Origin of the sequence: Achromobacter mucicolens, from assembly GCF_902859725.1 — a bacterium.
GTDB lineage: Bacteria > Pseudomonadota > Gammaproteobacteria > Burkholderiales > Burkholderiaceae_B > Achromobacter > Achromobacter mucicolens.
Window position 1 is genome coordinate 74,282 of sequence record NZ_CADIJP010000010.1, and the last position, 22,809, is coordinate 97,090.

General features: G+C 63.9%; 21 protein-coding genes and 4 tRNA genes. 10 read left to right on the forward strand and 15 right to left on the reverse strand.

What is annotated here, in order from left to right; genetic code table 11:
- Positions 1-198: 198 nt before the first annotated feature.
- The 6 genes from HV786_RS14345 to rnr all read right to left on the reverse strand — a co-directional run bounded on the left by HV786_RS14345 (position 199) and on the right by rnr (position 6,418).
- Positions 199-274: transfer RNA gene (locus HV786_RS14345), tRNA-Val, on the reverse strand.
- A 145-nt stretch (positions 275-419) separates the two neighbouring features.
- The gene (locus HV786_RS14350) at positions 420-692 is read right to left on the reverse strand and encodes an HU family DNA-binding protein (protein ID WP_003812968.1); all 273 of its coding nucleotides are present in this window, start codon (positions 690-692) and stop codon (positions 420-422) included.
- A 355-nt stretch (positions 693-1,047) separates the two neighbouring features.
- Positions 1,048-1,728, reverse strand: a complete 681-nt coding sequence (locus HV786_RS14355) for a Fe2+-dependent dioxygenase (protein WP_128827891.1) — start codon at positions 1,726-1,728, stop codon at positions 1,048-1,050.
- A gap of 57 nt (positions 1,729-1,785) precedes the next feature.
- Positions 1,786-3,030: a cystathionine gamma-synthase family protein gene (locus HV786_RS14360; protein ID WP_128828378.1), complete on the reverse strand. Its 1,245-nt coding sequence runs from the start codon at positions 3,028-3,030 to the stop codon at positions 1,786-1,788.
- A gap of 46 nt (positions 3,031-3,076) precedes the next feature.
- On the reverse strand, positions 3,077-3,814 hold the full coding sequence (gene rlmB / locus HV786_RS14365) for a 23S rRNA (guanosine(2251)-2'-O)-methyltransferase RlmB (protein WP_056320073.1): 738 nt from the start codon (positions 3,812-3,814) through the stop codon (positions 3,077-3,079).
- A 138-nt stretch (positions 3,815-3,952) separates the two neighbouring features.
- The gene (gene rnr / locus HV786_RS14370) at positions 3,953-6,418 is read right to left on the reverse strand and encodes a ribonuclease R (RefSeq protein ID WP_128827890.1); all 2,466 of its coding nucleotides are present in this window, start codon (positions 6,416-6,418) and stop codon (positions 3,953-3,955) included.
- Positions 6,419-6,655: 237 nt separating this feature from the next.
- Between rnr and HV786_RS14375 the strand changes: the two genes are divergently transcribed.
- A tRNA-Leu gene (locus HV786_RS14375) sits at positions 6,656-6,740 on the forward strand.
- 148 nt (positions 6,741-6,888) lie between these two features.
- Here the strand turns inward: HV786_RS14375 and HV786_RS14380 are convergent.
- Positions 6,889-7,500, reverse strand: coding sequence for a tRNA-uridine aminocarboxypropyltransferase (locus tag HV786_RS14380; RefSeq protein WP_128827889.1), 612 nt, complete (start codon positions 7,498-7,500; stop codon positions 6,889-6,891).
- Between the two features lie 150 nt (positions 7,501-7,650).
- Between HV786_RS14380 and HV786_RS14385 the strand changes: the two genes are divergently transcribed.
- A tRNA-Leu gene (locus tag HV786_RS14385) sits at positions 7,651-7,735 on the forward strand.
- Positions 7,736-7,914: 179 nt separating this feature from the next.
- Here HV786_RS14385 and HV786_RS14390 read toward each other — a convergent pair.
- Positions 7,915-8,358, reverse strand: coding sequence for a GNAT family N-acetyltransferase (locus tag HV786_RS14390; protein ID WP_128827888.1), 444 nt, complete (start codon positions 8,356-8,358; stop codon positions 7,915-7,917).
- 119 nt (positions 8,359-8,477) lie between these two features.
- On the opposite strand from HV786_RS14390, the gene HV786_RS14395 reads away from it, so the two are divergent.
- The 4 genes from HV786_RS14395 to HV786_RS14410 all read left to right on the forward strand — a co-directional run bounded on the left by HV786_RS14395 (position 8,478) and on the right by HV786_RS14410 (position 13,590).
- Positions 8,478-9,371: a DMT family transporter gene (locus HV786_RS14395; RefSeq protein ID WP_175211149.1), complete on the forward strand. Its 894-nt coding sequence runs from the start codon at positions 8,478-8,480 to the stop codon at positions 9,369-9,371.
- A gap of 33 nt (positions 9,372-9,404) precedes the next feature.
- Positions 9,405-10,349 carry an AEC family transporter gene (locus tag HV786_RS14400; RefSeq protein ID WP_128827887.1) on the forward strand — a complete coding sequence of 315 codons (945 nt, stop codon included), beginning with the start codon at positions 9,405-9,407 and terminating at the stop codon, positions 10,347-10,349.
- A 150-nt stretch (positions 10,350-10,499) separates the two neighbouring features.
- Positions 10,500-11,723 carry a YeeE/YedE family protein gene (locus tag HV786_RS14405; RefSeq protein ID WP_175211151.1) on the forward strand — a complete coding sequence of 408 codons (1,224 nt, stop codon included), beginning with the start codon at positions 10,500-10,502 and terminating at the stop codon, positions 11,721-11,723.
- Positions 11,724-11,922: 199 nt separating this feature from the next.
- Positions 11,923-13,590 (forward strand): FMN-binding glutamate synthase family protein, encoded by a 1,668-nt coding sequence (locus HV786_RS14410; RefSeq protein WP_128827886.1) that lies wholly within the window; start codon positions 11,923-11,925, stop codon positions 13,588-13,590.
- 49 nt (positions 13,591-13,639) lie between these two features.
- On the opposite strand, the gene HV786_RS14415 is transcribed toward HV786_RS14410, so the two are convergent.
- Together HV786_RS14415 and HV786_RS14420 are read right to left on the reverse strand one after the other, a co-directional pair.
- Positions 13,640-15,127 carry a phospholipase D-like domain-containing protein gene (locus tag HV786_RS14415; protein ID WP_128827885.1) on the reverse strand — a complete coding sequence of 496 codons (1,488 nt, stop codon included), beginning with the start codon at positions 15,125-15,127 and terminating at the stop codon, positions 13,640-13,642.
- Between the two features lie 9 nt (positions 15,128-15,136).
- The gene (locus HV786_RS14420) at positions 15,137-15,472 is read right to left on the reverse strand and encodes an ElaB/YgaM/YqjD family protein (protein WP_128827884.1); all 336 of its coding nucleotides are present in this window, start codon (positions 15,470-15,472) and stop codon (positions 15,137-15,139) included.
- A 360-nt stretch (positions 15,473-15,832) separates the two neighbouring features.
- Between HV786_RS14420 and egtD the strand changes: the two genes are divergently transcribed.
- The 3 genes from egtD (at position 15,833) to HV786_RS14435 (ending at position 18,396) form a co-directional block, all read left to right on the forward strand.
- Complete coding sequence (gene egtD / locus HV786_RS14425; protein WP_128827883.1) at positions 15,833-16,810, forward strand: L-histidine N(alpha)-methyltransferase; 978 nt, start codon at positions 15,833-15,835, stop codon at positions 16,808-16,810.
- 32 nt (positions 16,811-16,842) lie between these two features.
- Positions 16,843-18,159, forward strand: a complete 1,317-nt coding sequence (egtB, locus tag HV786_RS14430; protein WP_128827882.1) for an ergothioneine biosynthesis protein EgtB — start codon at positions 16,843-16,845, stop codon at positions 18,157-18,159.
- Positions 18,160-18,319: 160 nt separating this feature from the next.
- Positions 18,320-18,396 (forward strand) — tRNA-Met (locus tag HV786_RS14435).
- Between the two features lie 570 nt (positions 18,397-18,966).
- Here HV786_RS14435 and HV786_RS14440 read toward each other — a convergent pair.
- The 4 genes from HV786_RS14440 to HV786_RS14455 are packed head-to-tail and all read right to left on the reverse strand — an operon-like array spanning position 18,967 to position 20,489.
- Positions 18,967-19,455, reverse strand: coding sequence for a hypothetical protein (locus HV786_RS14440; protein ID WP_128827880.1), 489 nt, complete (start codon positions 19,453-19,455; stop codon positions 18,967-18,969).
- The gene (locus tag HV786_RS14445) at positions 19,452-19,955 is read right to left on the reverse strand and encodes a lysozyme (RefSeq protein WP_128827879.1); all 504 of its coding nucleotides are present in this window, start codon (positions 19,953-19,955) and stop codon (positions 19,452-19,454) included. The genes HV786_RS14440 and HV786_RS14445 overlap by 4 nt, the downstream gene beginning before the upstream one ends.
- Entirely contained in the window at positions 19,939-20,157 is a 219-nt protein-coding gene (locus HV786_RS14450; RefSeq protein WP_128827878.1) for a DUF7940 domain-containing protein, read from the reverse strand. The genes HV786_RS14445 and HV786_RS14450 overlap by 17 nt, the downstream gene beginning before the upstream one ends.
- Positions 20,154-20,489, reverse strand: coding sequence for a hypothetical protein (locus HV786_RS14455; protein WP_128827877.1), 336 nt, complete (start codon positions 20,487-20,489; stop codon positions 20,154-20,156). Before HV786_RS14455 ends, HV786_RS14450 begins: the two co-directional genes overlap by 4 nt.
- Between HV786_RS14455 and HV786_RS14460 the strand changes: the two genes are divergently transcribed.
- A complete protein-coding gene (locus HV786_RS14460; protein ID WP_158216669.1) occupies positions 20,476-21,657 on the forward strand; it encodes an acyltransferase family protein in 1,182 nt (393 codons plus the stop codon). The genes HV786_RS14455 and HV786_RS14460 overlap by 14 nt on opposite strands.
- A gap of 128 nt (positions 21,658-21,785) precedes the next feature.
- On the opposite strand, the gene HV786_RS14465 is transcribed toward HV786_RS14460, so the two are convergent.
- Positions 21,786-22,808 (reverse strand): hypothetical protein, encoded by a 1,023-nt coding sequence (locus HV786_RS14465; protein ID WP_128827875.1) that lies wholly within the window; start codon positions 22,806-22,808, stop codon positions 21,786-21,788.
- Position 22,809: the final 1 nt, after the last annotated feature.

Below are 22,809 nucleotides of genomic sequence, written 5' to 3' on the forward strand. Positions count from 1 at the left end.
ATCAATAAAACGCTTATGAAAAGGCGGGCAGCATGAGGCATGCCCGTGACGGCGCGTTAGCCACGCGGGTCAGCCCCATGCGAGCCAACCGTTGGATTCGACGATGCGCGCCGTCGCAATCAGGGCCGGAAAACAAAAAACCCGCCACGTCGCCGGAGGCGGGATGTGTGCGGGTTCGATGTGAACTGCGAGGGCTTCTGGTGGGTGCTACAGGGGTCGAACCTGTGACCTACGCCGTGTAAAGGCGCCGCTCTACCAACTGAGCTAAGCACCCATTTCGGTGCAATCGCCCGGCGCATTTGCGCGGGGACATTGCCAATTTGGGGTACTCAAAAGCAATACGCGGGCCGGAGTATACCGGACCGCGTACTTGTGGGCAAATCGCAGCGCCGTGCGCCATGCGATCGGCTGCCGTCCTATCAGTTGACAGCGTCCTTCAGGGCCTTGCCCGGACGGAACTTCGGCACCTTGGCCTTCTTGATCTTGATGGTTTCGCCAGTGCGCGGGTTGCGGCCGGTGCGCGCGGCGCGAGCCGACACGGCAAACGTGCCGAAACCGACCAGCGTGACCGTACCGCCCTTCTTCAGCGTGGTCTTCACGGCACCGATCAGGGCGTCGAGCGAACGGCCGGCTGCAGCCTTGGAGATATCGGCCTTGCTGGCGATGTGATCGATGAGTTCGGTTTTGTTCATGCAGGTGTACCCCTCACAAGGTGTGGAGTCTGCCCGGGGCGGCAGTTCATGGCCGTCAGGAAGGAATGCCACAAATGGACGCGAGACCAGGCAAACGACGAACAGACAGTGGATAAACTTTTTTCTTGCGCTGCAAAGCACAACTTTTAAACTGCTGCGCCGCCTAGGATTTGCTGGCTTAATGCCTGCAAACCGTCAGCGACGCAGACGTGTATTAGGCCTTGGCGTAGAGCGGCTGTCAAGCGAAAACCTCACGGCAACCCGCGTCAATACTAGCTTTTAGCCGATTCCGCAATAAACAAAAACGCTCATTTTGGGGTTTGCGCGACACCCGCAAAAAACACTTTAAGCTTCATCAAACGTCGGCCCAGCGGCGAAGCAGATTGTGATAAATGCCGGTGAGCTGAACAATTGAGGCATGTCCCGCCACATCTTGATTCAAGCGTTGGATAGCGACGTCCATATCCAGCAGCAGCGCACGCTGGCTGTCTTCGCGCACCAGGCTCTGCATCCAGAAAAATGAACTGACGCGCGCGCCGCGCGTCACGGGATTGACTTTATGCAGGCTCGTCCCCGGATACAGCACCATGTGTCCGGCCGGCAGCTTCACGGCACGCGGGCCATAGGTGTCGTCGATGACGAGTTCGCCGCCGTCGTAGCTGTCGGGGTCCGAGAAGAATAGCGTCGCGGACAAGTCGGTGCGCACACGATCGGCCGAGCCGGCGATGCCGCGCACGGCATTGTCCACGTGATAGCCGAACGCCTCGCCGCCTTCGTAGCGGTTAAAGAGCGGCGGGAAGATCTTGCGCGGAAGCGCCGCCGACATGAAAAGGTTGTTTGCCGACAGGCGTTGCAGGATCAGCGTGCCGAGCTCTTGCGCCAGCGGATGCTGCTCGGACAATTGCCGGTTGCGCTTGACCTGGGCCGACTGATGGCCCGCGGTCACCTTGCCGTCCACCCAGTCCGCGGCATCCAGCCGCTGGCGGATGTCGGCAGCCTCTTGCGGCGTAAAGACTTCTGCGATCTGAATAAGCATGGGTTCCTGCCCGATTGCGTTGCTGGCGCCCTTGCCCGGGGCGCCGCGCCTGCCGAATTATCCCTTCAGGCAACCATTGAGCGCCTGATCGAAATCAAACAGCAAATCGGCCTCGTCCTCGATGCCGACCGACACGCGGATCAGGCTGTCCGCGATGCCCATCTGCTTGCGGCGCTCCGCGCCCATCTCGTAATAGATCGTGTGCGCCGCCGGCAGCGCCAGGCTGCGCGTATCGCCCAGGTGCGTCGCCATCAGCACCACGCGCAGGCGGTTCAGGAAATCGAAGCAATCGACGCCGTCCGCCAGCTCGACGCCCAGCAGACCGCCGAACCGCGATCCGAACAATGCCGCCGCCCGCTCATGCTGCGGGTGGCTGGCCAGGCCCGGATAATGCACCTTCGCCACGCCCGGATGCGCTTGCAGCAAACGCGCCAGCGCCAGCGCGTTGGAACAATGTTTTGCCATGCGCAGCGCCAGCGTCTCGGCGCCCACCGCGATGCGGTGCGCGGGCTCGGCGGCCAGCGTGCCGCCCATGTCGCGCAGACCCTTCTTCTTGATTTGCGTAAGCCCCCAGCCGGTGGACGCGCCCTTGCGATAGGCTTCGTAGATGTTGTCGTTGCCGGCCCAGTCATACAGGCCGGTGTCGGTCACGGCGCCGCCCAGCGCATTGCCGTGCCCGCCGATGTACTTGGACAGCGAATTCATCACCAGCGACGCGCCGACCGAGGCCGGCCGGAACATCCACGGCGACGTCAGCGTGTTGTCCACGACATAGACCAGCCCCTTCTCGCGGCAGATCTCGCCGATCACGGCCAGGTCGGCCACCTGCGTGCCCGGATTGGCGATGGTCTCGGTAAAGACCATCCGCGTATTGGGCTGGATGGCGGCGCGCACCTGCGCCGAATCCGTCGCGTCGACGAAGGTGATCTCCACGCCCAGTTCCTGCAGCGTGCCGAACAGGCTGTTGGTGTTGCCGAACACGTACTGGCTGGACACCAGGTGATCGCCCCGGCGCAGCAGCGTGGTGAAAATGGCGGCCAGCGCGGCCATGCCCGTTGAAAAGCTGACCGTGCCCTTGCCGCCTTCCATCTGGCTGATCTTGGCCTCCAGCGCCGTCGTGGTCGGCGTACCCTGGCGCGCATACGTGAAGCCCGCCTTGCCCTGGAATACGGCAGCCAGCTCGCGCGCGTCATCGTAAGCGAACTCGGACGACGGGTGCATCGGCTTGTGCACCGCTCCGTGCTCGACGGATTGATTGCGGTCGGAATGGAGAATCGTGGTGGTAAAGCCGTTCTGGTGCATGATGGGCTGACGCAATTGAAGAAGGAAATCTACAGAGTGTGACGGATCAAGATTGGCGCTGGCGCACGGTCTCGTACAGGCAGACGGCGCTGGCGACGCTGACGTTCAGGCTTTCCACCGAACCCAGCATCGGGATGTTCACGAGCTGGTCGCAGGTCTCGCGCGTCAGGCGGCGCATGCCCTCGCCTTCCGCGCCCATGACCCATGCCATCGGCTGGCGCGCATCGACCTTGTGCATGCTGTCGGTGGCCTGATCGTCCGTCCCGACGAGCCACACGCCCCGGTCCTTCAGGCTGCGCATGGTGCGCGCCAGATTGGTCACCATCAGATACGGCACCGTATCCGCCGCGCCGCATGCGACACGCTGCACGGTGGCGTTCAGCCCCACCGCCCGATCGCGCGGCGCGATCACCGCATGCACGCCCGCCGCGTCGGCGGTGCGCAGGCAAGCGCCCAGATTGTGCGGATCGGTCACGCCGTCAAGGATAAGCAGCAGCGGCGGCCCTTCGATCACGTCGAGCACTTCGTCGACATCCACCGCCAGCTGGCGCTCGTCGGCCAGCGCCACGACGCCCTGGTGACGCGTGCCGCGCGCCAGGCCGTCCAGGCGTTCCATCGGCACCGGGTGAAGCCGGCAGCCGGCGCGCTCGGCCTGCTCGATGAATGTCTGCATGCGCTTGTCGCGGCGCGAGGCCTCGACGTAAATTTCCTTGATCGACTCGGGCGCATGCCGCAGCCGCGCGACAACCGCGTGAAACCCGGCCAGGACTTGGGTCGACGCCATAAAACAATACCTTTAGATAAACGAATACCCGCCCCAGAGGGGGGCGGGCCACCGGACAGCGCCGGCACTAACCGCAATGTTACCCCCTTAGGCCACGCCGCCAAACGACGGCATGGCCATAAGGTTCCGCGCCGCCGGTCAGTGGCGCTTGCGGGTGGCCTGCTTGGCGGGCGCAGCCCGCTGGGTGGCCTTGGGCGGCTTGCCGGCCTTCTTGGCTGAGGCGCGCCGTTCCTTGGCGGTCTGGCCCTTCAGGCTGGCGGGCTTGGGAGAGGCTGCCTTCTTGACCCGGCGCACGGGTTCATCGGGCCCGCGCGCCGCGGCCTTGCGCAGCGCGTCAAAGCTTGTGCCCTGCACCAGGCGGAACTCGATGCGGCGCGCTTCCAGGTCCACGCGCGCGACCTGCACCTGCACCTTGTCAGTCAGGCGGTAACGCATGCCGGTACGCTCGCCCCGCAGTTCGTGCAGGGCGTCGTTGAACTGGAAATATTCGCCGCCCAGCTCCGACACGTGCACCAGGCCCTCGACGTGCAACGTGTCCAGGGTGACGAAGATGCCGAAGCTTGCCACCCCGGTGACCGTGCCGCTGAAGTCTTCGCCCACGCGCTCCTTGACGAACCAGCACTTGAGCCATGCCTCGACATCGCGCGACGCCTCGTCGGCGCGGCGCTCGCTGGCCGACAGCACCAAGCCCATCTTTTCCCAGATGGCCTGCTCGTGTTCGCGCTGGCTGCGGCCGATGACGACCGCGTGATCGTCCAGGCTGGGCACGTAGCGCTGCCCCACGAGCAACGCTTTGATGACCCGGTGCGTGAGCAGGTCGGGATACCGGCGGATCGGCGAGGTGAAGTGGCTGTAGCCCGGATAGGACAGGCCGAAGTGGCCCATGTTGTCGGGGCTGTAGACCGCCTGCTGCATCGAGCGCAGGCACATGGTCTGCAGCAGCTGGTAGTCGGGACGCCCGCGCACGGAATCCAGGAAATCGCCGTAGTCCTTGGCCGTGGGCATTTCGCCCCCACCCAGCGACAGCCCCATGGTGCGCAGGAATTCGCGCAGCGACTGCAGGCGCTCGGGCGTGGGACCCTCGTGGATGCGGTACAGGCCCGGATGCTTGCTGCGCGTCATGAAGTCGGCCGCGCAGGTGTTCGCGGCCAGCATGCACTCTTCGATCAGCTTGTGCGCGTCGTTGCGCACGGACGGCACGATCTGTTCGATGCGGCCGAGCTCGTTGCAGACGATCTTGGTTTCGACCGTGTCGAAATCGATGGCGCCGCGCTTCTTGCGGCCTTGCGACAGCAATTGGAAAAGCTCGTACAGGTGCTGGACCTGCGGCATCACGCTGCGCATCGCATGCGCGGCCGGACCGCCCGGCTGCTGCAGCGCCGCCCAGATATTGGTGTAGGTGGTGCGGGCGTGCGAGTGCATGACCGCGTTGTAGAACTGGTACGCCGTGACCGTGCCGGCCTTGGCGCCGCTGGCCGGGATGACCATGTCGCACACTAGCACCAGACGGTCGACGTCAGGATTGAGCGAGCACAGGCCGTTGGACAGCGACTCGGGCAACATGGGAATGACCCGGCGCGGGAAGTAAACGCTGGTGCCGCGCTCCATCGCATCGTCGTCCAGCGCATCGCCCGGACGCACGTAATGGCTGACGTCGGCAATGGCGACCAGCAGGCGCCAGCCCGGACGCTTGCGCTGGCCCGTGCCCAGCTCGACGGGCTCGCAGTACACCGCGTCGTCGAAGTCGCGCGCGTCCTCGCCGTCGATGGTGATGAGCGGCACGTCGCGCAGGTCGACGCGGTCTTTCAGGTCGGATTTGCGGACCGTGTCGGGCAGGCGGGCGGCCTGCTTCAAGGCGCCTTCGGTGAAGTCGACCGGCACGTCGAACTTGCGCACGGCGATTTCGATTTCCATGCCGGGATCGTCGATCTCGCCCAACACCTCGGCCACGCGGCCGAGCGGCTGCGTGTGGCGCGTGGGCTGCGCCATGATTTCCACCGCGACCACCTGCCCGTGCTGGGCGCCGTTGGTATCACTGGGCGGAATCAGGATGTCGTGCTTGATGCGCTGGTCTTCGGGCACGACGATGGACAGGCCGTGCTCATGCAGGAAGCGGCCCACCAGCTTGTTGGTGCGGCGCTCGATGACTTCGACGATGGTGCCTTCCGGCTTGCCCCGGTATTCGCCCGACGGCTTGACCAGCACGCGGTCGCCGTGCAGCACCTTGAGCATTTCGCGAGGCGACAGGAACAGATCCGGCCCGCCGTCATCGCGCAGCAGGAATCCGAAGCCGTCGCGATGCCCCAGCACCTTGCCCGCCACGAAGTCGAGCTTGGTCGCCAGCAGCAGCACACCCTTGCGATTGGGCAGCAACTGCCCATCGCGCTCCATCGCACCGAGGCGGCGCTCAAAGCCCACCATCGTCGCCTCGCGCTCGACGCCCATGCGTTCGGCCAGCTCGGCTGGCGACAACGGCGAACCCGCGGCGCGCAGCGCTGTCAGGATGGCTTCACGGGACGGAACATCAGGGTCGAAGTCCGGCGGCGCTTCGGGCAAGGGTGTTGATCTGTTGTTATTCGATTCGTTATTCGATCGTTTTGCCAAAGCTAAATTTTCCGTATATAATGCGCAGCTTCTGTGGTTCGCCCAAGGCTGAACACTGAAGCAGAAATGGTCAGAAGAGTTAGAAGCCGAAATAAAAAGCTGATAACTCGGGTTGAAAAAAACCCATTGTAAAACCAACTGCATTCGGACGCATGGATTAGTTCAAGGTTTAGAACTTGAATCAAGTCACGCGACTGGAACGCAGCGTAGCACATAGTTCTGACAGTATCTTTCAGTGCCCAGGTGGCGGAATTGGTAGACGCGCATGGTTCAGGTCCATGTGCCGCAAGGTGTGGAGGTTCGAGTCCTCTCCTGGGCACCACGGAATTCTAATCAAGGCAGTTTCAAACTGACTTGTTCAAAAGGCTAAGAGCCCCGGAAATCGAAAGATTCCCGGGGCTTTTGCTTTCTGCGGGGCTTTTGCTTTGCCCGGGGGATTTACGTTGCCCCACGCGTTTTACTTTCCCCGGTCAGCGCCAGGGCACCTTGCGATTCAAATGATGACGCGCGTAAAGGTCTGCGCCCATGCCGTCGATCTGTCCATCGATCAACGCCTCGAATGGCGCCAGCAGCGCGTCGAAGTTGCGCGGCGCCTCGATGGCATTGAGCGCGTGCGTCACGGCCTCGATGGTGGACAGCGCGCCCGGCACATCGGCATGGCGCACACGGTAGCGCGTCGACAGGCCTGGCGGCAGCATGACGCGGGGCAGCGCGGCAAGCGCCGGGTTGATGTGCAGCAGCTTGCGCGCATGCCCCCAAGTGCCGTCGGGCACGATCAGCCGGATGGGCGTGCCCACGTCCTGGCCATAACCCGGCGTCAGTACGTCGGCACCCTCTCCCGGAAATAGCAGGCGCGGCGCGTACCCCGGCGCCGCCCAATCCGCCTCGGAAAAATATTCACCGACGACACGGCGCGCGCCCGCGATTCCCAGCACTGCCAGGCGCGCCGTGTTCAGTGCGTGGCGCGCTTCGCTGGGATGCTGCAGGACCACCACGCTGGTGCGGCAGGACAATGACGGGATCAGGGCGCAAAGGCAATGCGACAGCGGACGCAGGCAGCGCGTACAGAGGGATCGAGACATGGCCGACACTATATCGAAAGCGGACCGCACAAAAAAAGTGAAAAAAATGCAGACGAACTTGCACACTTCAAAAAAAGTGTGCATAATCTCGTTCCTCTGCTGCTGAACACGAAACGGAAGCGAAAGCGACGTAACATGTAAAGCAACAGCGCCCAGGTGGCGGAATTGGTAGACGCGCATGGTTCAGGTCCATGTGCCGCAAGGTGTGGAGGTTCGAGTCCTCTCCTGGGCACCAATTACTACATCACGAGGTACCTGTCGTGATGCGCCAAAAGAAAAACCCCGAATGCGAAAGCGTTCGGGGTTTTTGCTTTGTGCTCGCCAAACTGCGGCGCGCCGGGCGGGCGCCACAGCGAATCTGCTGCAGCGAATCGGCGCCAGCAGATTGCATGGGGCGCGAAGCCCCGCGGCGTGCTACTTCAACGTGCGCGTCATCACCACGTGCGGCATACCGGCCTCGACGAACTCTTCGCCTTCGGCCTTGAAGCCATGCGCTTCGTAAAAGCCAGCGGCGTGCGTCTGGGCATGCAGCACCAGCATGCGGTGGCCGCCGCCGTGCCCCTGCCCGATCAGCGCATCGAGCAACTGCCCGCCCACGCCCATCCCGCGCGCGCGCTTGTGAACCGCCATGCGGCCGATGTGACCGTCTGGCAATAGGCGCCCCGTGCCCATCGGCGTGCCATCGGGCCCATACGCCACGGCATGGACCGACACCGCGTCGTCGTCATCCATCTCGATTTCCGGCGGCACGTTCTGCTCGACCACGAAAACCGCGTGGCGCACCGAATAAGCGTCGTCGCGCAAGCGATCCCAGGTTCCCAGCGCAATACGCACCGTTGCTTCTTTGTTGGCCGACATGTCCTACCCCTACGTTGCAGCAAATGAATTAACTGAATCCTACGCCGCATTTTCGCAAGGATGAAGAAGACGCGAAAAGGGGTACGATCGCGGCTTGCCCTTGCCGCCCTTGGTCCGCCATGACGCCTGCCGCGCCCCCTGCCTGGTTGAAAGCCGCACCCGCGCTCTTTCTCGTGCTGTGGTCCAGCGGCTTTGTCGTGCTCAAGGTGGGGCTGGCCTATGCCGATCCGCTGACGTTCCTGGCGTTGCGCTACGCATGCGTTGTCTTGATTCTTGCGCCGCTGCTGCTGGCGCTGCGGCCGCCGCTGCCCACGCGGGTCAGCGCATGGGGTCACCTTGCGATGGTGGGCCTGCTGCTGCAGGCCGGCTACTTCTGCTTCACCTACCTCTCGCTCAAGCAGGGAATGTCGGCGGGCGGCGTGGCCCTCATCACCTCGCTTCAACCCATCCTCATCGGCCTGCTGGCGCCCGCGCTCGCGCATGAACGCGTCGACGCCCGGCGGTGGGCCGGCCTGGCGCTGGGCGTGGCGGGCGCCGCGCTCGTGATCGTGGCCAAGGCATCGATCGACGTGCTGGCGCCGCTGGGGCTGGCGTTCGCGGTCGGCGCGCTGCTCTGCCTCACGGGCGGCACGCTCTACGAAAAGCGCTTCGGCACGCAGATCCATCCCGTCGCCTCCAACTTCGTCCAGTATGGCGTGGGCCTTGCCGTGTCCGCGCCGTTGGCGTTCTGGCTGGAACCCATGCGCATCGAATGGACCGGCCCCTTGCTCGGCTCGCTCGCCTATCTGGTCGTCGGCAACTCCCTGGTCGCCATCACCCTGCTGCTGGCCATGATCCGCCACGGCGAGGCCTCGCGCGTGTCCGCGCTGTTCTTCCTGGTGCCGCCCTGCACGGCGATCATTGCGCTGCTGATCCTGCGCGAACCCATTCCCCCGCTGGCCTGGCCCGGCATGGTGCTGGCCGCGCTGGGCATCCTGCTGGTGACCCGCAAGCCCGCCAGCGACGCCAAGTAGAATGACCGCCTTTCCGCCCTCGCGACCTCGCCCATGAACGCCGTCGTCACCGCCGCCCTGCCGGTCTTTGCGCTGATACTGACCGGCTGGCTGGCCGCCCGCTGGCGCATCCTGGGCACCCACGCGACCGACGCGCTGAATCGCTACGTGGTGTACCTGTCCTTGCCCGCGCTGCTGTTCCGCGCCATGACGCAGGTGGACCTGGCTCAGATGGCGCACTGGGGCTTTGTCGGCGCATTTGCGGGCGGCATCGCCATCACGTTCGTGGCTTCGTTCCTGGCGCGCGGGCGCCGCGCGCAGACGCTCACCGACCGCAGCATCGAAGGCCTGGCGGCGTCCTACGCCAACGCCGGATACATGGGCATTCCGCTGTGCCTGGCGCTGCTTGGCGCCGACAGCCTGGCGCCCGCCACCTTCACCACGCTGCTCACCGCAAGCGTGCTCTTCGGATTTGCCATCGCGCTCATCGAGTTCGATCGGCAGCAGACGCCCAACCTGCCCGCGACGCTGCTGAAAGTAGGCCGCGCCCTGATCCGCAATCCGCTGCTGGCCGCCCCGGTCCTTGGCCTTGCCTGGGCTGCAACCGGCGTCGCGCTGCCCGAAGGCGTCGACCGCTATGTGGCCTTGCTGGGTGCGTCCGCCAGCCCGTGCGCGCTGGTGACCATCGGCCTTTTTCTGGCGCAGACGGAAACCGCGGCCTCCGGACCGGGCGTGATGCGCCTGGTGCTGGGCAAGCTGCTCCTGCAACCGGCCGCGACCGCAGTGCTGGCGTTCTACGTGTTCTCGATGCCGCCGCTGTGGGCCTGGACGGCCGTGCTGATGAGCGCGCTGCCCATCGGCACCGGACCGTTCATGCTGGCCAAGATGTATGGACGCGACGCCCGCGTGACGTCGCGCGCCATCCTCGTCAGCACCGTGGCGTCGGTGGTGACGGTCAGCCTGCTCGTCGCGTGGATCAGCGCGCACCCCGTCTCGTGAACTCACAAGCAGTTCTATATAACTTGAAGTTATTGCTAAAGCACAAATCCTTGGTTTGAGATATTTACCGACAGGACTAGACTGACGTCCATTCCCACGGGTGCGCCTTTCGCACCCGTTTGCATTTACGACTTGATCCTCGGGATTTTCATGAGCGCCAACGCCTCCTCCCTGCCGCTGCCCTCGGCCCTGCCACCCATCCACATCAATCGCAAGCCGCTCTGGATTGCGGTGCTGCTGGTGCTGGCCGGCGCCCTGTACCTCAACCAGACCGTCAGCTGGCGTCAGGGCGCGCTGTGGGTGGTCGGCGCACTGCTTGGCGTCACGCTGTACCACGCGTCGTTCGGTTTCACGCAAGCCTGGCGCGTGTTCGTGTCGGACCGCCGCGGGGCCGGCCTGCGCGCGCAGATGCTGATGCTCGCCGTGGGCGTGCTGCTGTTCTTCCCCTTTCTGGCCGCCGGCACGCTGTTCGGTCAGCCGGTCAACGGCTTCGTGTCGCCCCCGGGCGTCTCGGTCGTGCTGGGCGCATTCCTGTTCGGCGTCGGCATGCAGCTTGGCGGCGGATGCGCATCGGGCACGCTCTTCGCGGTGGGCGGCGGCAACACCCGCATGGTGGTGACACTGCTGTTCTTCATCGTGGGCTCGGTCATCGCCACGGCCAACTTCGGCTGGTGGTCCAGCCTGCCGGCGCTGGCGCCCACGTCGCTCATCAAGACCTGGGGCCTGGCGCCCGCCATCCTCATCAATCTGGCCGTCTTTGCGCTGATCGCCTGGATCGCCACCACGCTGGAAAAGCGCCGTCATGGACACGTGATTTCCTTCGCCTCGCGCACGGCTCGCCCCGTTTCGCTGCTGCAGGGTCCGTGGCCCCTCGTGTGGGGCGGCGTGGCGCTCGTCGTGCTGAACTTCGCAACGCTGGCGCTGGCCGGACGCCCCTGGGGCATTACGTCTGCCTTCGCCTTGTGGGGCGCCAAGACGCTGGATGCCCTGGGCGGCGACGTCGCGACCTGGGCCTACTGGGCCAAGCAGCCGTCGCTGGCCGCGCCGCTGCGCCAGGATGTCACCACCGTCATGGACATCGGCCTCATGCTGGGCGCGCTGGCCGCCGCCAGCGCGGCCGGCAAGTTCGCTCCCGTCTGGAAGGTGCCGGCGCGCTCGCTCGCGGGCGCCGTGATCGGCGGCCTGCTGCTCGGCTATGGCTCGCGCCTGGCCTTCGGCTGCAACATCGGCGCTTACTTCAGCGGCATTCTGTCGGGCAGCCTGCATGCCTGGCTGTGGCTGCCAGCCGCGTTCGCCGGCAGTGCACTGGGCGTGCACCTGCGTCCGCTGTTCGGCCTGGCCGTCGAAAAGACGCCGCCGGCGTCCAGCTGCTGAGAAACAGTGTTCCAGCAATGGCCTCCTGATGCAGGAGGCCATTTTTTTGCCCGGCCGCCGAGCCAGAGTACATGCGCCTTTCAGCTCATCCCACGGCTGCGCAAGGCACGCGCCGGCGCACACGCGCGCGGCCCGACATTCATCCGGCAGCCAGCGGCCCTGGTGTATGGTTGCTTCATTCCGAAAAACGGAGACGGACATGAACTGGATAGCCGGCCGATTCACGGCCTTTCTATTGACCCTTGCAGGCGCGGCGATCACCGCGGTCCTGGCCGCCACCGCGTCCTTGTGGTGGCTAGCGGCAGCCGTGCCGCTGGCGCTGCTGGGCGCGCTGGGCGTGTACGACCTGATCCAGCCGCGGCACGCCATCCGCCGCAATTATCCGGTCATCGGCAACCTGCGATTCCTGTTCGAATTTATCCGCCCCGAGATCCGCCAGTACTTCCTGGAGGACGACACGCAGGCCTCGCCCTTTTCACGCGCGCAGCGTTCCATCGTCTACCAGCGCGCCAAGCGCGAAATCGACAAGCGCCCCTTCGGCACGCAGGAAGACGTCTACGGCGACCGCTACGAGTGGATCAACCATTCCATGTCGCCCTCGCATATCAACGACACGGACTTTCGCGTCACCGTGGGCGGGCCTGACTGCACGCAGCCCTATTCCATGTCGGTGTTCAACGTCTCGGCCATGAGCTTTGGCGCGCTGTCGGCCAACGCGGTGCTGGCCTTGAACGAAGGCGCGCGGCAAGGCGACTTTGCGCATGACACCGGCGAAGGCGGCATCAGCCGCTACCATCGCCAGCCGGGCGGCAGCCTCGTCTGGAACATCGGCTCGGGCTATTTCGGGTGCCGCGACGAGCACGGCGCGTTTTCGGAAGAAGCGTTTGTGCGCAACGCCTGTACGCCACAGGTCAAGATGATCGAGATCAAGCTCTCGCAAGGCGCCAAGCCGGGCCACGGCGGCATCCTGCCGGCGGGCAAGGTGACGATCGAAATCGCCGAGGCGCGGGGCGTGGCGCCCTGGCAGGACTGCAATTCGCCCGCCAGCCATTCCGCGTTCGACAGTCCGATCGGCCTGATGAAATTCGTGGCGCGCCTGCGCGAACTCTCCGGCGGCAAGCCCGTCGGCTTCAAGTTCTGTGTGGGGCATCCATGGGAGTGGTTCGCCATCGTCAAGGCGATGCTTGAAACCGGCATCACCCCGGACTTCATCGTGGTGGATGGCGCGGAAGGCGGCACGGGCGCGGCGCCCGTGGAATTCGTGGATCACGTGGGCACGCCGCTGCGCGAAGCGCTGCGGCTCGTGCACAACACGCTCATCGGCGTGAACCTGCGCGACCGCATCAAGCTGGGCGCGTCCGGCAAGATCATCACTGCGTTCGACATGGCCCGGGTGATGGCGATGGGCGCCGACTGGTGCAACGCCGCGCGCGGCTTCATGTTTGCCATCGGTTGCATCCAGGCCCAGGCCTGCCACACCGGCAAATGCCCCACCGGCGTCACCACGCAGGATCCGCTACGGCAACGCGCGCTGGTGGTGCCGGACAAGGCGCAGCGCGTCGCCAATTTTCACAAGAACACGCTGCACGCACTTGCCGAACTGCTGGCCGCGGCCGGCCTGACCCACCCAGGCCAGTTGCGCCCGCACCATATCGCGCGCCGCATCTCGCCCAGCGAAATCCGCCTCTTGTCCGCGCTGTTTCCGGAACTGGCGCCTGGCGAGCTGCTGCGCGGCGAGTTCCGGCACCAGGTCTTCCGTGCAGGCTGGGCGATGGCGCAGGCGCAGTCGTTTCAGCCCACCCACGACATCACCACTGCCCTGGCGCGCGAGCACGCCGCACAGGCCGCCGCGGCCGGCAACTCCTGAACGGCGCTGACGGGCAGCGAGGACTGGATCCGAGCCGCCCGCGCACCCGCTACAACCAGCGCTCGAACATGCGTGAGAACGACTCCATGAAGCGGTCGTCCAGGCCACGCTCCTTCCAGGCCTCGGGCGTCACCTGCACAGCATCGGCCACGTCGCGCTGGAACAGCGCCTCCATCTCGCCCGCGAACTCGGGACCCAGCACCACGGCGTTGATCTCGTAGTTCAGCGCAAAGCTGCGCCAATCCATGTTGCTGGACCCCACGGTCGACCAGACGCCATCGACCACCGCCGTCTTCGCGTGGAGCAAGGCGTCACGACGTTCGTAGATCTTCACGCCCGAGCGCAGCAGATCGGTGTAGTGCGAACGCCCGGCATGAAACACCAGCGACGAGTCGCTGAAGCCCGGCAGCACCAGCACCACGTCCACCCCGCGCCTCGCCGCGGATTGCAGCGCCTCGATGAACGCCGGATCCGGCACGAAGTACGCCATCGTGATGTGGATGGATTTCTGCGCGCTTTCGAACGCCGACATCAACGTCAGATAGACCGTGTAGCCGTCGCTGCGATCGGGCTGGTTCGCAAGGATGCGGACGGCGGTGTCGCCGACCGCCGGCGCAACGTGCGAATCGCCGCCCTTGATGGGCTCCTTGGCCTGCGATGCCCAGCCGGCCTGCAACACCTGTTCCAGCTGCGCCACCGCCGGCCCTTCGATGCGCAGGTGCGTGTCGCGCCAGGGCGCGGAGTCGGCATCCTTGGCGGGCTCGCCCGCCTTGGCGCCCAAGCCGCCGCCGGATCCCGTCGACCCGGAGCCGCTTCCGCCCGAGAAAGAAGACGACTCATACACGCTGCTGACGTTGATGCCGCCCAGGTAGCCCACCTTGCCGTCGACGACCAGCACCTTGCGGTGGTTGCGCTGATTCGGCGACCAGCCGGCGCGGGCGTTGACCGGATTGACGGGATTGAAGACCGCCACCTGCACGCCCGCGTCTCGCATGCGCTGGAAGAGGTCATCGGGCGTCTTGATCGTGCCGACCGCGTCCACCATCAGCGACACCTCGGCGCCGCGGTTGCGCGCCGCGATCAGCGCGTCTGCAAAGCGATTGCCTTCCGCATCATCGTCGAAAATGTAGGTTTCCATGTGCACGTAGCGGCGCGCCTGGGCGATGGATTGGAGCATCGCCTTGTACGTGCTGGGCCCGTCGGCAAGCAGACGCACACGATTGCCCTTGACCAGCGGCGCGCCGCTGACCGCCTGCTCCACCGCCAGGTGCCGTGCAAGAAAATCATCCTTGGGGGTTTGAGGGTCCGCTGCAATGCCTTGCCCGCGACGATAGCTGTCCTGTGCCGCATCCGCGGACAGGCCTGCTTGTGCGGCGCGCGCGTGCCGCTCCTGCGCGTCGGGGACGCTGGCGCAGGCGGCGAGCACGGATGCGGCGCACACAAACAGCACGGCGCGCGCCCACCGGCGCGCGTCGGTCGTCAATTCCTGCAGGGCATTGCGCGGCCCACCCCGGCTCAATGCCGGTAATGGGCTCATGATGCGTCTCTAGCGTCGATTACCCGCCACAAAAATGCAGCCCAGCACGGCGCCCACTATCGCCGCCACGCCGACCGACTTCCATGCATTCTCATGCACGTATTCGTCCGCGTAGGCAGTGGCCCGGCGGGCTCGTTCGCGTGCGGCGCCTTCCCAGCCGCCAGCGGATTCACGCGCATCGGCGAGCTGGCGCTTCAAGCGCGCGCGCGCCGCTTCGATTTCGGAGCCCGTATACGACGCGGTCGAACGCAAAAGGTCTTCCGTGCCGGCGAGCAGCTCGTGCAAGCTGTCATTCACGCGTTCACGATGCAGGGCCATTTCAGCGCGCTGGTGCTTTCGATTCATGGTAGCTCCTTGATTTTTTTGGACCGCCTCCGGCGACTGTCGCAATGCAACATGACCGGGGGTGCGGAAATACCGTTCCGCTTGGCCGAAGCCTCATTGTCCACAGCAACGGCCCCAAACTGCCCGAGCTTTCGCAACCAGCAGTAAACCGATATTTCAGCGGCCCGAAACTTGCTGATGGCGCAGGCGGAACGCCTGCGCGTGACCTCGCAGCCCCCTTCCCGTATTCCGCCAAACGCGGTTTCGATTTCGTAAAAGTCCATTGCATTCAGAGGCCTGGCGCTTGACACGCAAACCCCCTCAGCCGCCACAATGAGTCTTTGCAATGCGCTTCAACCGCCCCAAAAAGGAACTGAACGCATGGTTTCTCCTTCCGCACTCCTTGCCGCCGTCGCCCCCGAATTCATCGCGCAGGAGCCGCAGCACCCCAGCGCCGAGCAGATCGAATTGCACGAAGGGCTGCTCGACAGTGCCGCCCATATCGATCCCAAGTTCCTGTACGACGCGCTCGGCTCGTCGCTGTTCACGGCCATCACGCAACTGCCCGAATACTATCCAACGCGTTGCGAAGACGAGATCTTTCAGCGCCACGGCAAAGATATCGCGCGCCATGTCGGCCCCGTGCAGGCCATGATCGACCTGGGCGCCGGCGATTGCGTCAAGGCCGAGCGGCTGTTCGCCAGCCTGCGGCCCAGCCACTATGTGCCCGTCGATATCTCAGCCGACTATCTGAAGGCAGCCGTGCGGCGCCTGAAGCTTTCGTATCCGGACATGCGGATCACGGCGGTCGGCCAGGATTTCTCGCATGAACTGGCGATGCCCGAAGGCGTTCCGGCGCAGCAACGCCTGTTCTTCTATCCCGGCTCCAGCATCGGCAATCTAGGCCCCGATGCCGCGTATGCCATGCTGCGGCGCATCCGCGAAGCCTGTCCCGGCGGCGGACTCGTGGTCGGCGTCGATCGGGTCAAATCGAAGAGCGTGCTGGAACCGGCGTATGACGACGCCCTGCACCTGACGGCCGCGTTCAACCTGAATCTGCTGCGCCACGTGAACACCGTGCTCGGCAGCGATTTCAATGTGGATGACTGGCGCCACGTAGCGCTCTTCAACAGCGAACGTTCGCGCGTCGAGATGCACCTGGAGGCGCAGCGCGCGGTGCGCGTCGCGTGGCCCGGCGGCCATCGCGAGTTCAAGGCCGGCGAACGCATCCACACCGAGAACTCCTACAAGTTCACGCCGCAGGCCTTCAGCGACCTGCTACATCGCGCAGGCTTTCACGACGTTGCGCACTGGTCGGACGCCCGCGACTGGTTTTCTGTTTTCAGCGCCCGCGCCTGACGCAGGGCGCCCACGATTCTGGAGATATCCCCATGGACCCCGCATGCCTGCTGACTCATCCCGCCATCGGGCCTTATGCCAGCGGACAAGCCGGACAGCACGACCGGTACGACGCCGTGCGCTCTACCACCGCCGCCTTGGCCGCGCCCTTGAGCCCGGAGGATTGCCAGGTGCAATCCATGCCCGATTGCAGTCCGGTCAAATGGCATCTGGCGCACACCACCTGGTTCTTCGAGACCTTCCTGCTGGCGCGCTATGACGCGTCCAGTCCGCCCTTCCATCCGCAATACCGGATGCTTTTCAACTCCTACTACAACGCAGTCGGCGCAAAACATCCGCGCCCCCAACGCGGCCTGTTGTCGCGCCCGCCGCTGTCGGAAGTGCTGCAATACCGGCAACACGTCGACGAAGCGATGCACGCGCTGATCTCGCGCCTGGGCGGCAACGATTCCGAATTCGACGCGCTGCTCGAGCTTGGCCTCAATCATGAGCAACAGCATCAGGAACTCATCCTGACCGATCTGAAGCACATGCTGTCGGCCAACCCGCTCAGGCCTGCTTACGTCGCGCCGGGCCAGCCCGCGCAGCCGCCCGCAACGACACCGGGCTGGACCCGGTACGACGGCGGCATCACACGCATCGGCCACGACGGACGCGGCTTCGCCTTCGACAACGAAGGGCCAGCCCACGACGTCCTGCTGACGCCCTTCTCCCTTTCCGATCGCCTCGTGACACAGGGCGAATACCTGGCCTTCATGCAAGACGGCGGGTACCAGCGGCCCGAGCTGTGGCTCTCGATGGGGTGGGACATGGTGAGCGCACAAGGGTGGCGCGCCCCGCTGTATTGGGAAAGCTCGGAAGATGCGTGGCGCGTCTTCACGCTGCGCGGCATGCAGGACCTGGAGCTGCACGCCCCGGTCACGCATGTCAGCTACTTCGAGGCCGACGCCTACGCCCGCTGGGCCGGCGCGCGCCTGCCGCGCGAAGCGGAATGGGAACACGCCGCGCGCCAGTTGTCGGAAGACACCTATTCGGCCCGCGCGAACATGCTGGAAAACGGTCACCTGGACACGCGCCCTGCCCCGGCGCGCCACAGCCAGGGCGGTCCCGTGCAATTGTTCGGCGACGCGTGGGAATGGACCTCAAGCGGCTATGACGCCTATCCCGGGTTTCAGCCTAACGCGGGCGCCGTCGGCGAATACAACGGCAAGTTCATGTGCAACCAATACGTGCTGCGGGGCGGCTCGTGCGCGACGCCGCGCGACCACATCCGGCCCAGCTACCGCAACTTCTTTCCGCCCGAGGCGCGCTGGCAGTTCTCGGGCATCCGCCTGGCGCGGGATGCTTGAAGGGCAGCGCGCGACCGTATCAGCACTGGCTGAACAAGGCGTTCAGACCGGCCGAAAAAATTTGGCCGGGGCCCACTTGCACTCCAAAAAAACTTCGTGCTAGAATTTCGTTCTTCGTTGATCGGCACTTGCAACGCAAACCGAGCGGCGAAAAAAGGATGGCGCATTAGCTCAGCCGGTTAGAGCGACGGAATCATAATCCGCAGGTCCCCTGTTCGAATCAGGGATGCGCCACCAAGAATACCAAGGCCCGCACACTGTTGCGGGCCTTTTGCTTTGCTCCGCAATTATCCATCCGCTCCGCAAAATAGGTCATATACTGGATGCATTCACAGCATCCAGGCTATGTCCTACTTCATCCCCCTATCCCAGCGCCCCGGCGGCTGCTGGACCTGCACACACTGGCACGGCGAGACGACCGACCAGGGACGCAGGCCGTACTGCCGCCGTGAGCCAGCCTACAAGATTGCCCCAGCGTATCCAGACGAGGGCTGCGGGTCTTGGGTGAGGGAGATTGGGGCAGACGATGAGATCAATCTATCCAAGGATCGCGGGCCCAAGGAGATCGAATAAGTATGCTAGAAACCTACACAACGCCCGACGATTATCAGTCCCCGGATTGGGGTAATTGCGGGAAAGCGCATGAATGGAAGAACTACGTTACCGAGGAAGTTCGAGGTATGTGGCACACTTTCTCAGACGAATTGAAAAAAGCGCTAGCTCGCCAATCCGAGGCTATAGCAGATATGGAAGAATGGGATTAGTCGTCCATCCCGGGCCAGTCGCGCAGCCTTGCGTCTAGCCTGACTAGGGTCGGATCTTCGCTGCCGCCTTTGCCCAAGCGTCGGTCTCCCTCAATCCGTCGATGGCTGTGTCAGCGTCTCTTGCCAAAGCTGCATATTCGTCCGTGCACGCTTTGAGAACGTCCCAGGCTCGGGTAGCGGCTTGCTCAGAGATTCCGGCGCGGGCGGCTGCTTGGGCGGCTCGGGCACGCTGGGCGGCGATGACGTCGCGCAGGCTGCCTGCAGCATCGTTAGCAAGATCGCGCTCAGCATTCGAAAGGCGGACGTCTTCATTGGCTTTCTCCAGGCGGCTCGTGTAATCGGCCACCATCTCCTGTTCCTGGCGCCGGTACTGCGCCTCGATCTGGCGCGCATTGGCAGCGGCTTCCAGTTGGGTCTGCGTTACACCATCCCGATACTGGCTAAGTCCGTACCAGCGCACGGCTGTTAACGCTGCAGCCAGGACGGCAGCGCCAATCACATACGGAAGCAGCCAACGCAGCGCCGGATTCATTTGGGCAGATCCGTTTCACACAAGGCGCGCTCAGCCGCCCTGCGCGTCACCAGCCCAGGCAGGATCTTGCCTCCAGCCCACACCCATTGTGGCTTTCCGTTATCGGCCTGGTTCATAGACCGACACGCAGCAGCCCAGTCCCCCGCGTTGAATCGCCGCGCTGCCGCCGATCCGCAATACGCCCCTACCCCTATGTTGTACGCAAAGCTCACTGCTGCTGCCGTCTGATTCGGATGCCCGGAAAGGACGGGGGTGCATGCCAGCACTCCCTGGGCGTGGTCAACCAGATCCCGATCAAGTAGCGTTAGGCACTCCTCCCGCGTGTACGGCCTCCCTAGGACGGCGGTCTTGGTGTGGCCCGCACACGCAGTGACGATCCCGATGGGGTCCTTGTAGCCGCGCAATACCATACCCTCGAACTGAGGGACTATGGAAAGCAGAATTGCCGCGGCCCCCGCTCCTACCGTTCCCTGCAGTGTTCGCTTAGTTCCTGTCTTCATCGTTCAGCCTCGGCTGTGAAACCACGCGGGCAATCGCCGCGCACAATGAGAAAAGCCCCGCACCAATCACAATCAATGGGGGCTTGCCGGTCAGCCATACGTTCATGGCCACTTCTACTGCGGAGAGCAGCGCAGCGACCAACGCCAGGCGCACGCTCCACAATCGCGGCCATTTCTGCCGCCAGTTTTGGATCAGGTTCACGATTGCAGGAAGTCCTTGAGTTGACGAAGCAACATGTACGCAAGGCCCGTTAAGGCGCCCCATGTGCTGACCTTGATGAGGTGGGTGATTACTTCCCGCCGAATTTGCTGACGCTGCTCCTCCCGAGATATCAGAAGCTCGTGATAGCGCCGATGACCGTCAAAGTCACCGCCGGGGAACGCCGTCTTAACCGCTGCCGATAGAGCCAGCATTTCCTTTTGCAGGGCGTCATGCTTGGCGTCGGAATCCCGCCTCGCCGCCTCTTGCTGCTCGTGCAGCGCCGACAGAATCGCCTTCGCGTCTGGGCTGATGCCCGGGATGTTCTGTGTCACCCTGTCTCTCCGTGGCCCTCAGGCGAAAAAAAGGCCCGTCGAAGCGGGCACCAAGATCGCGCATACAATCACCCAAAAAACCGGTGACATAATGCGCGAGACATATCTAGACGGGTTGCGCGGCTGGGCCGCCCTTTTTGTCGTCTTCGGCCATCTAGGGCCGGTATTCCTGCTGGTGGACCGCACGTTTCCACCCCTACCTTTCTTCATCGACGCCCGGCTGGCCGTCTTCGTCTTTTTCGTACTGTCGGGCTATGTCTTGTCCATCGGCTTCTTCCAGACCGGGGTCCGCGTGGGCGTCGTATCGCTCGCGCTGCGCAGATACCTGCGTCTGACCATACCGATTGCCGCGTCCGTCCTGCTCGCCGTTCTCGTGGCGAGGTCCGGGCTCGCTCAGAACCAGGCCGCAGGCGAAGCAGCGGGTAGCCCTTGGCTTGCGCTTGGGTTCAGCAAGCCGCTGGACCTACTAGAAGCTGCGCAGTTCGCCCTTTTCAACGTGTACAGCTTCACTCCGCATGACGGCATCTACTACAACGCCGTCCTGTGGACGATGCCTTTTGAGCTGGTCGGCTCCTTCCTTATCTTCGCCTGCCTGCTTATCGCGGGCGCATCCAGGCCCAGCCAAGCCTTAATCGTGGGTGCGTTCTGCATCGCGGCGTGGTGGGCCAATTCCTACTTTCTACCGTTTGCACTTGGGATGGCTGTCGCACTCTCGCGCGCCACCGTGTTCCGCGGCTCCCTCCGAGTTGTCGCGGCGATCACCCTGGGATCCGTCCTGACGGTCTCGGCCTTGCGCTACCCAGGTGACGGCATCCGGGTTTTGTCCATCTTTTCCGCCCTGATACTGGCGGCGTGCATCTTGTCCCCTGCTGCGCGCAGGTTCCTGGACCTTCCGATATCGCAGTGGCTCGGGCGTCTGTCCTTCCCGCTCTACCTCACCCATCTGTTTTCCATCTACACCGTAGGTTCGTGGCTGTATCTGCTGCTCGGTGATGGCGGAGAGGTGAGTCCAATGGGCGCGATAGCCGTGGCTGCAGCTTCCACTTTTACCGCATTAGTCATCGCCGCCGCATTATCGCCCGTAGAAACTTTTTCTGTGTCAGCCGGGCGTGCCTTCAGCAGTTTCGCTATCAGGCTGTTCACCAAACCCATGCGCGCTCGCGTCTGATTCAGGAGTGTTCCCCGACGCCACCCATTCCAGATACTCCTGATAGGCAGAGTTATCGGGATGCACGGGGATGGACGTTGAATCAGTGACCCGGTAGATCGTCGTACTGTCGATAATGCGATACATATTCAAAGCTCCGAAGAAATGACGATGGTTGCGTTCACGGCGTTGCCAATAAGCTTCGAAGATTGGCCTTGAACTAAAGCTGCAGCATTCGCCGTGGCAGCGATGCCTGCAGAAGAATCGCTGATGGCATTGAAGATAAGCGAAGACAAACCAACAGCGCTGCCGCTAGCCGACGTAACAGCTATTGCGCCACTGTTGGTTATCGACGGCGGTACTCGTTTCTTGGTGTATTCAAGTAACCCTTCTGCGATGGTAGTGCTCACCACCTGGCACATGCCAAAAATACGTACTGATGCCACAGTCGTCTTTACTTCTGCGTACCATAGACACAGATCCATCTCTGCTTTCAGAGGACGATTCTCAAACGATGTGGGGTTGAGACCCGCCTCAAGCTGCGGCAACGTCAGAGTCCCCGTACCGAACTCGATGCTTGTATTCGTTCCACCCGTCACCGCGCCAGTTACCGGGCTGGACGCGAAGCCGCCCGCGGCAATTCGGCCTGTGGCGGTTCCGGTCCAGGAAAGAACATGGTCACCCGTCCGCAGGTTGTTCCCCTCAACAACTTGCACGAGCGTACCCGCCGTAATCGTGATCGTGGTAACGCCGGCCGTAGTCGCGAACGTGTAGGTGCAGCCGCCGCTACCCGCCTTCCAGCGATCATGCCCATAGGCACCAGCGGCGAGCGTGACTGTTCCGGAAACCGCGCGCTGGTTGATGTTGAACTTGGCATTGATCAGCAGGTTCTTGAAGCCGCCCGTGGGTATCAGCCCGCTCGCAGCATCGCTCTGGTAGAACGGTCGCTCAAACACCCGGCCTACCTCCACCCAGGCAGTTCCTGCTGCGTTACGGCGCGAGACTACACCCGTAGCCGTGTTCGCCCAGGTCATGAACGGAGCAGCGAGAGCAGCCGGATCCGACGTCCCGGCGAAGTCCGTTGCAATTGTCGCCAGGGCTGCGTTTGCCTGCTGGACCATCTGCAGCCCAGGGAGCGGTGGAGTTTCCGAAATCGCGATAGGTTCTTGCATA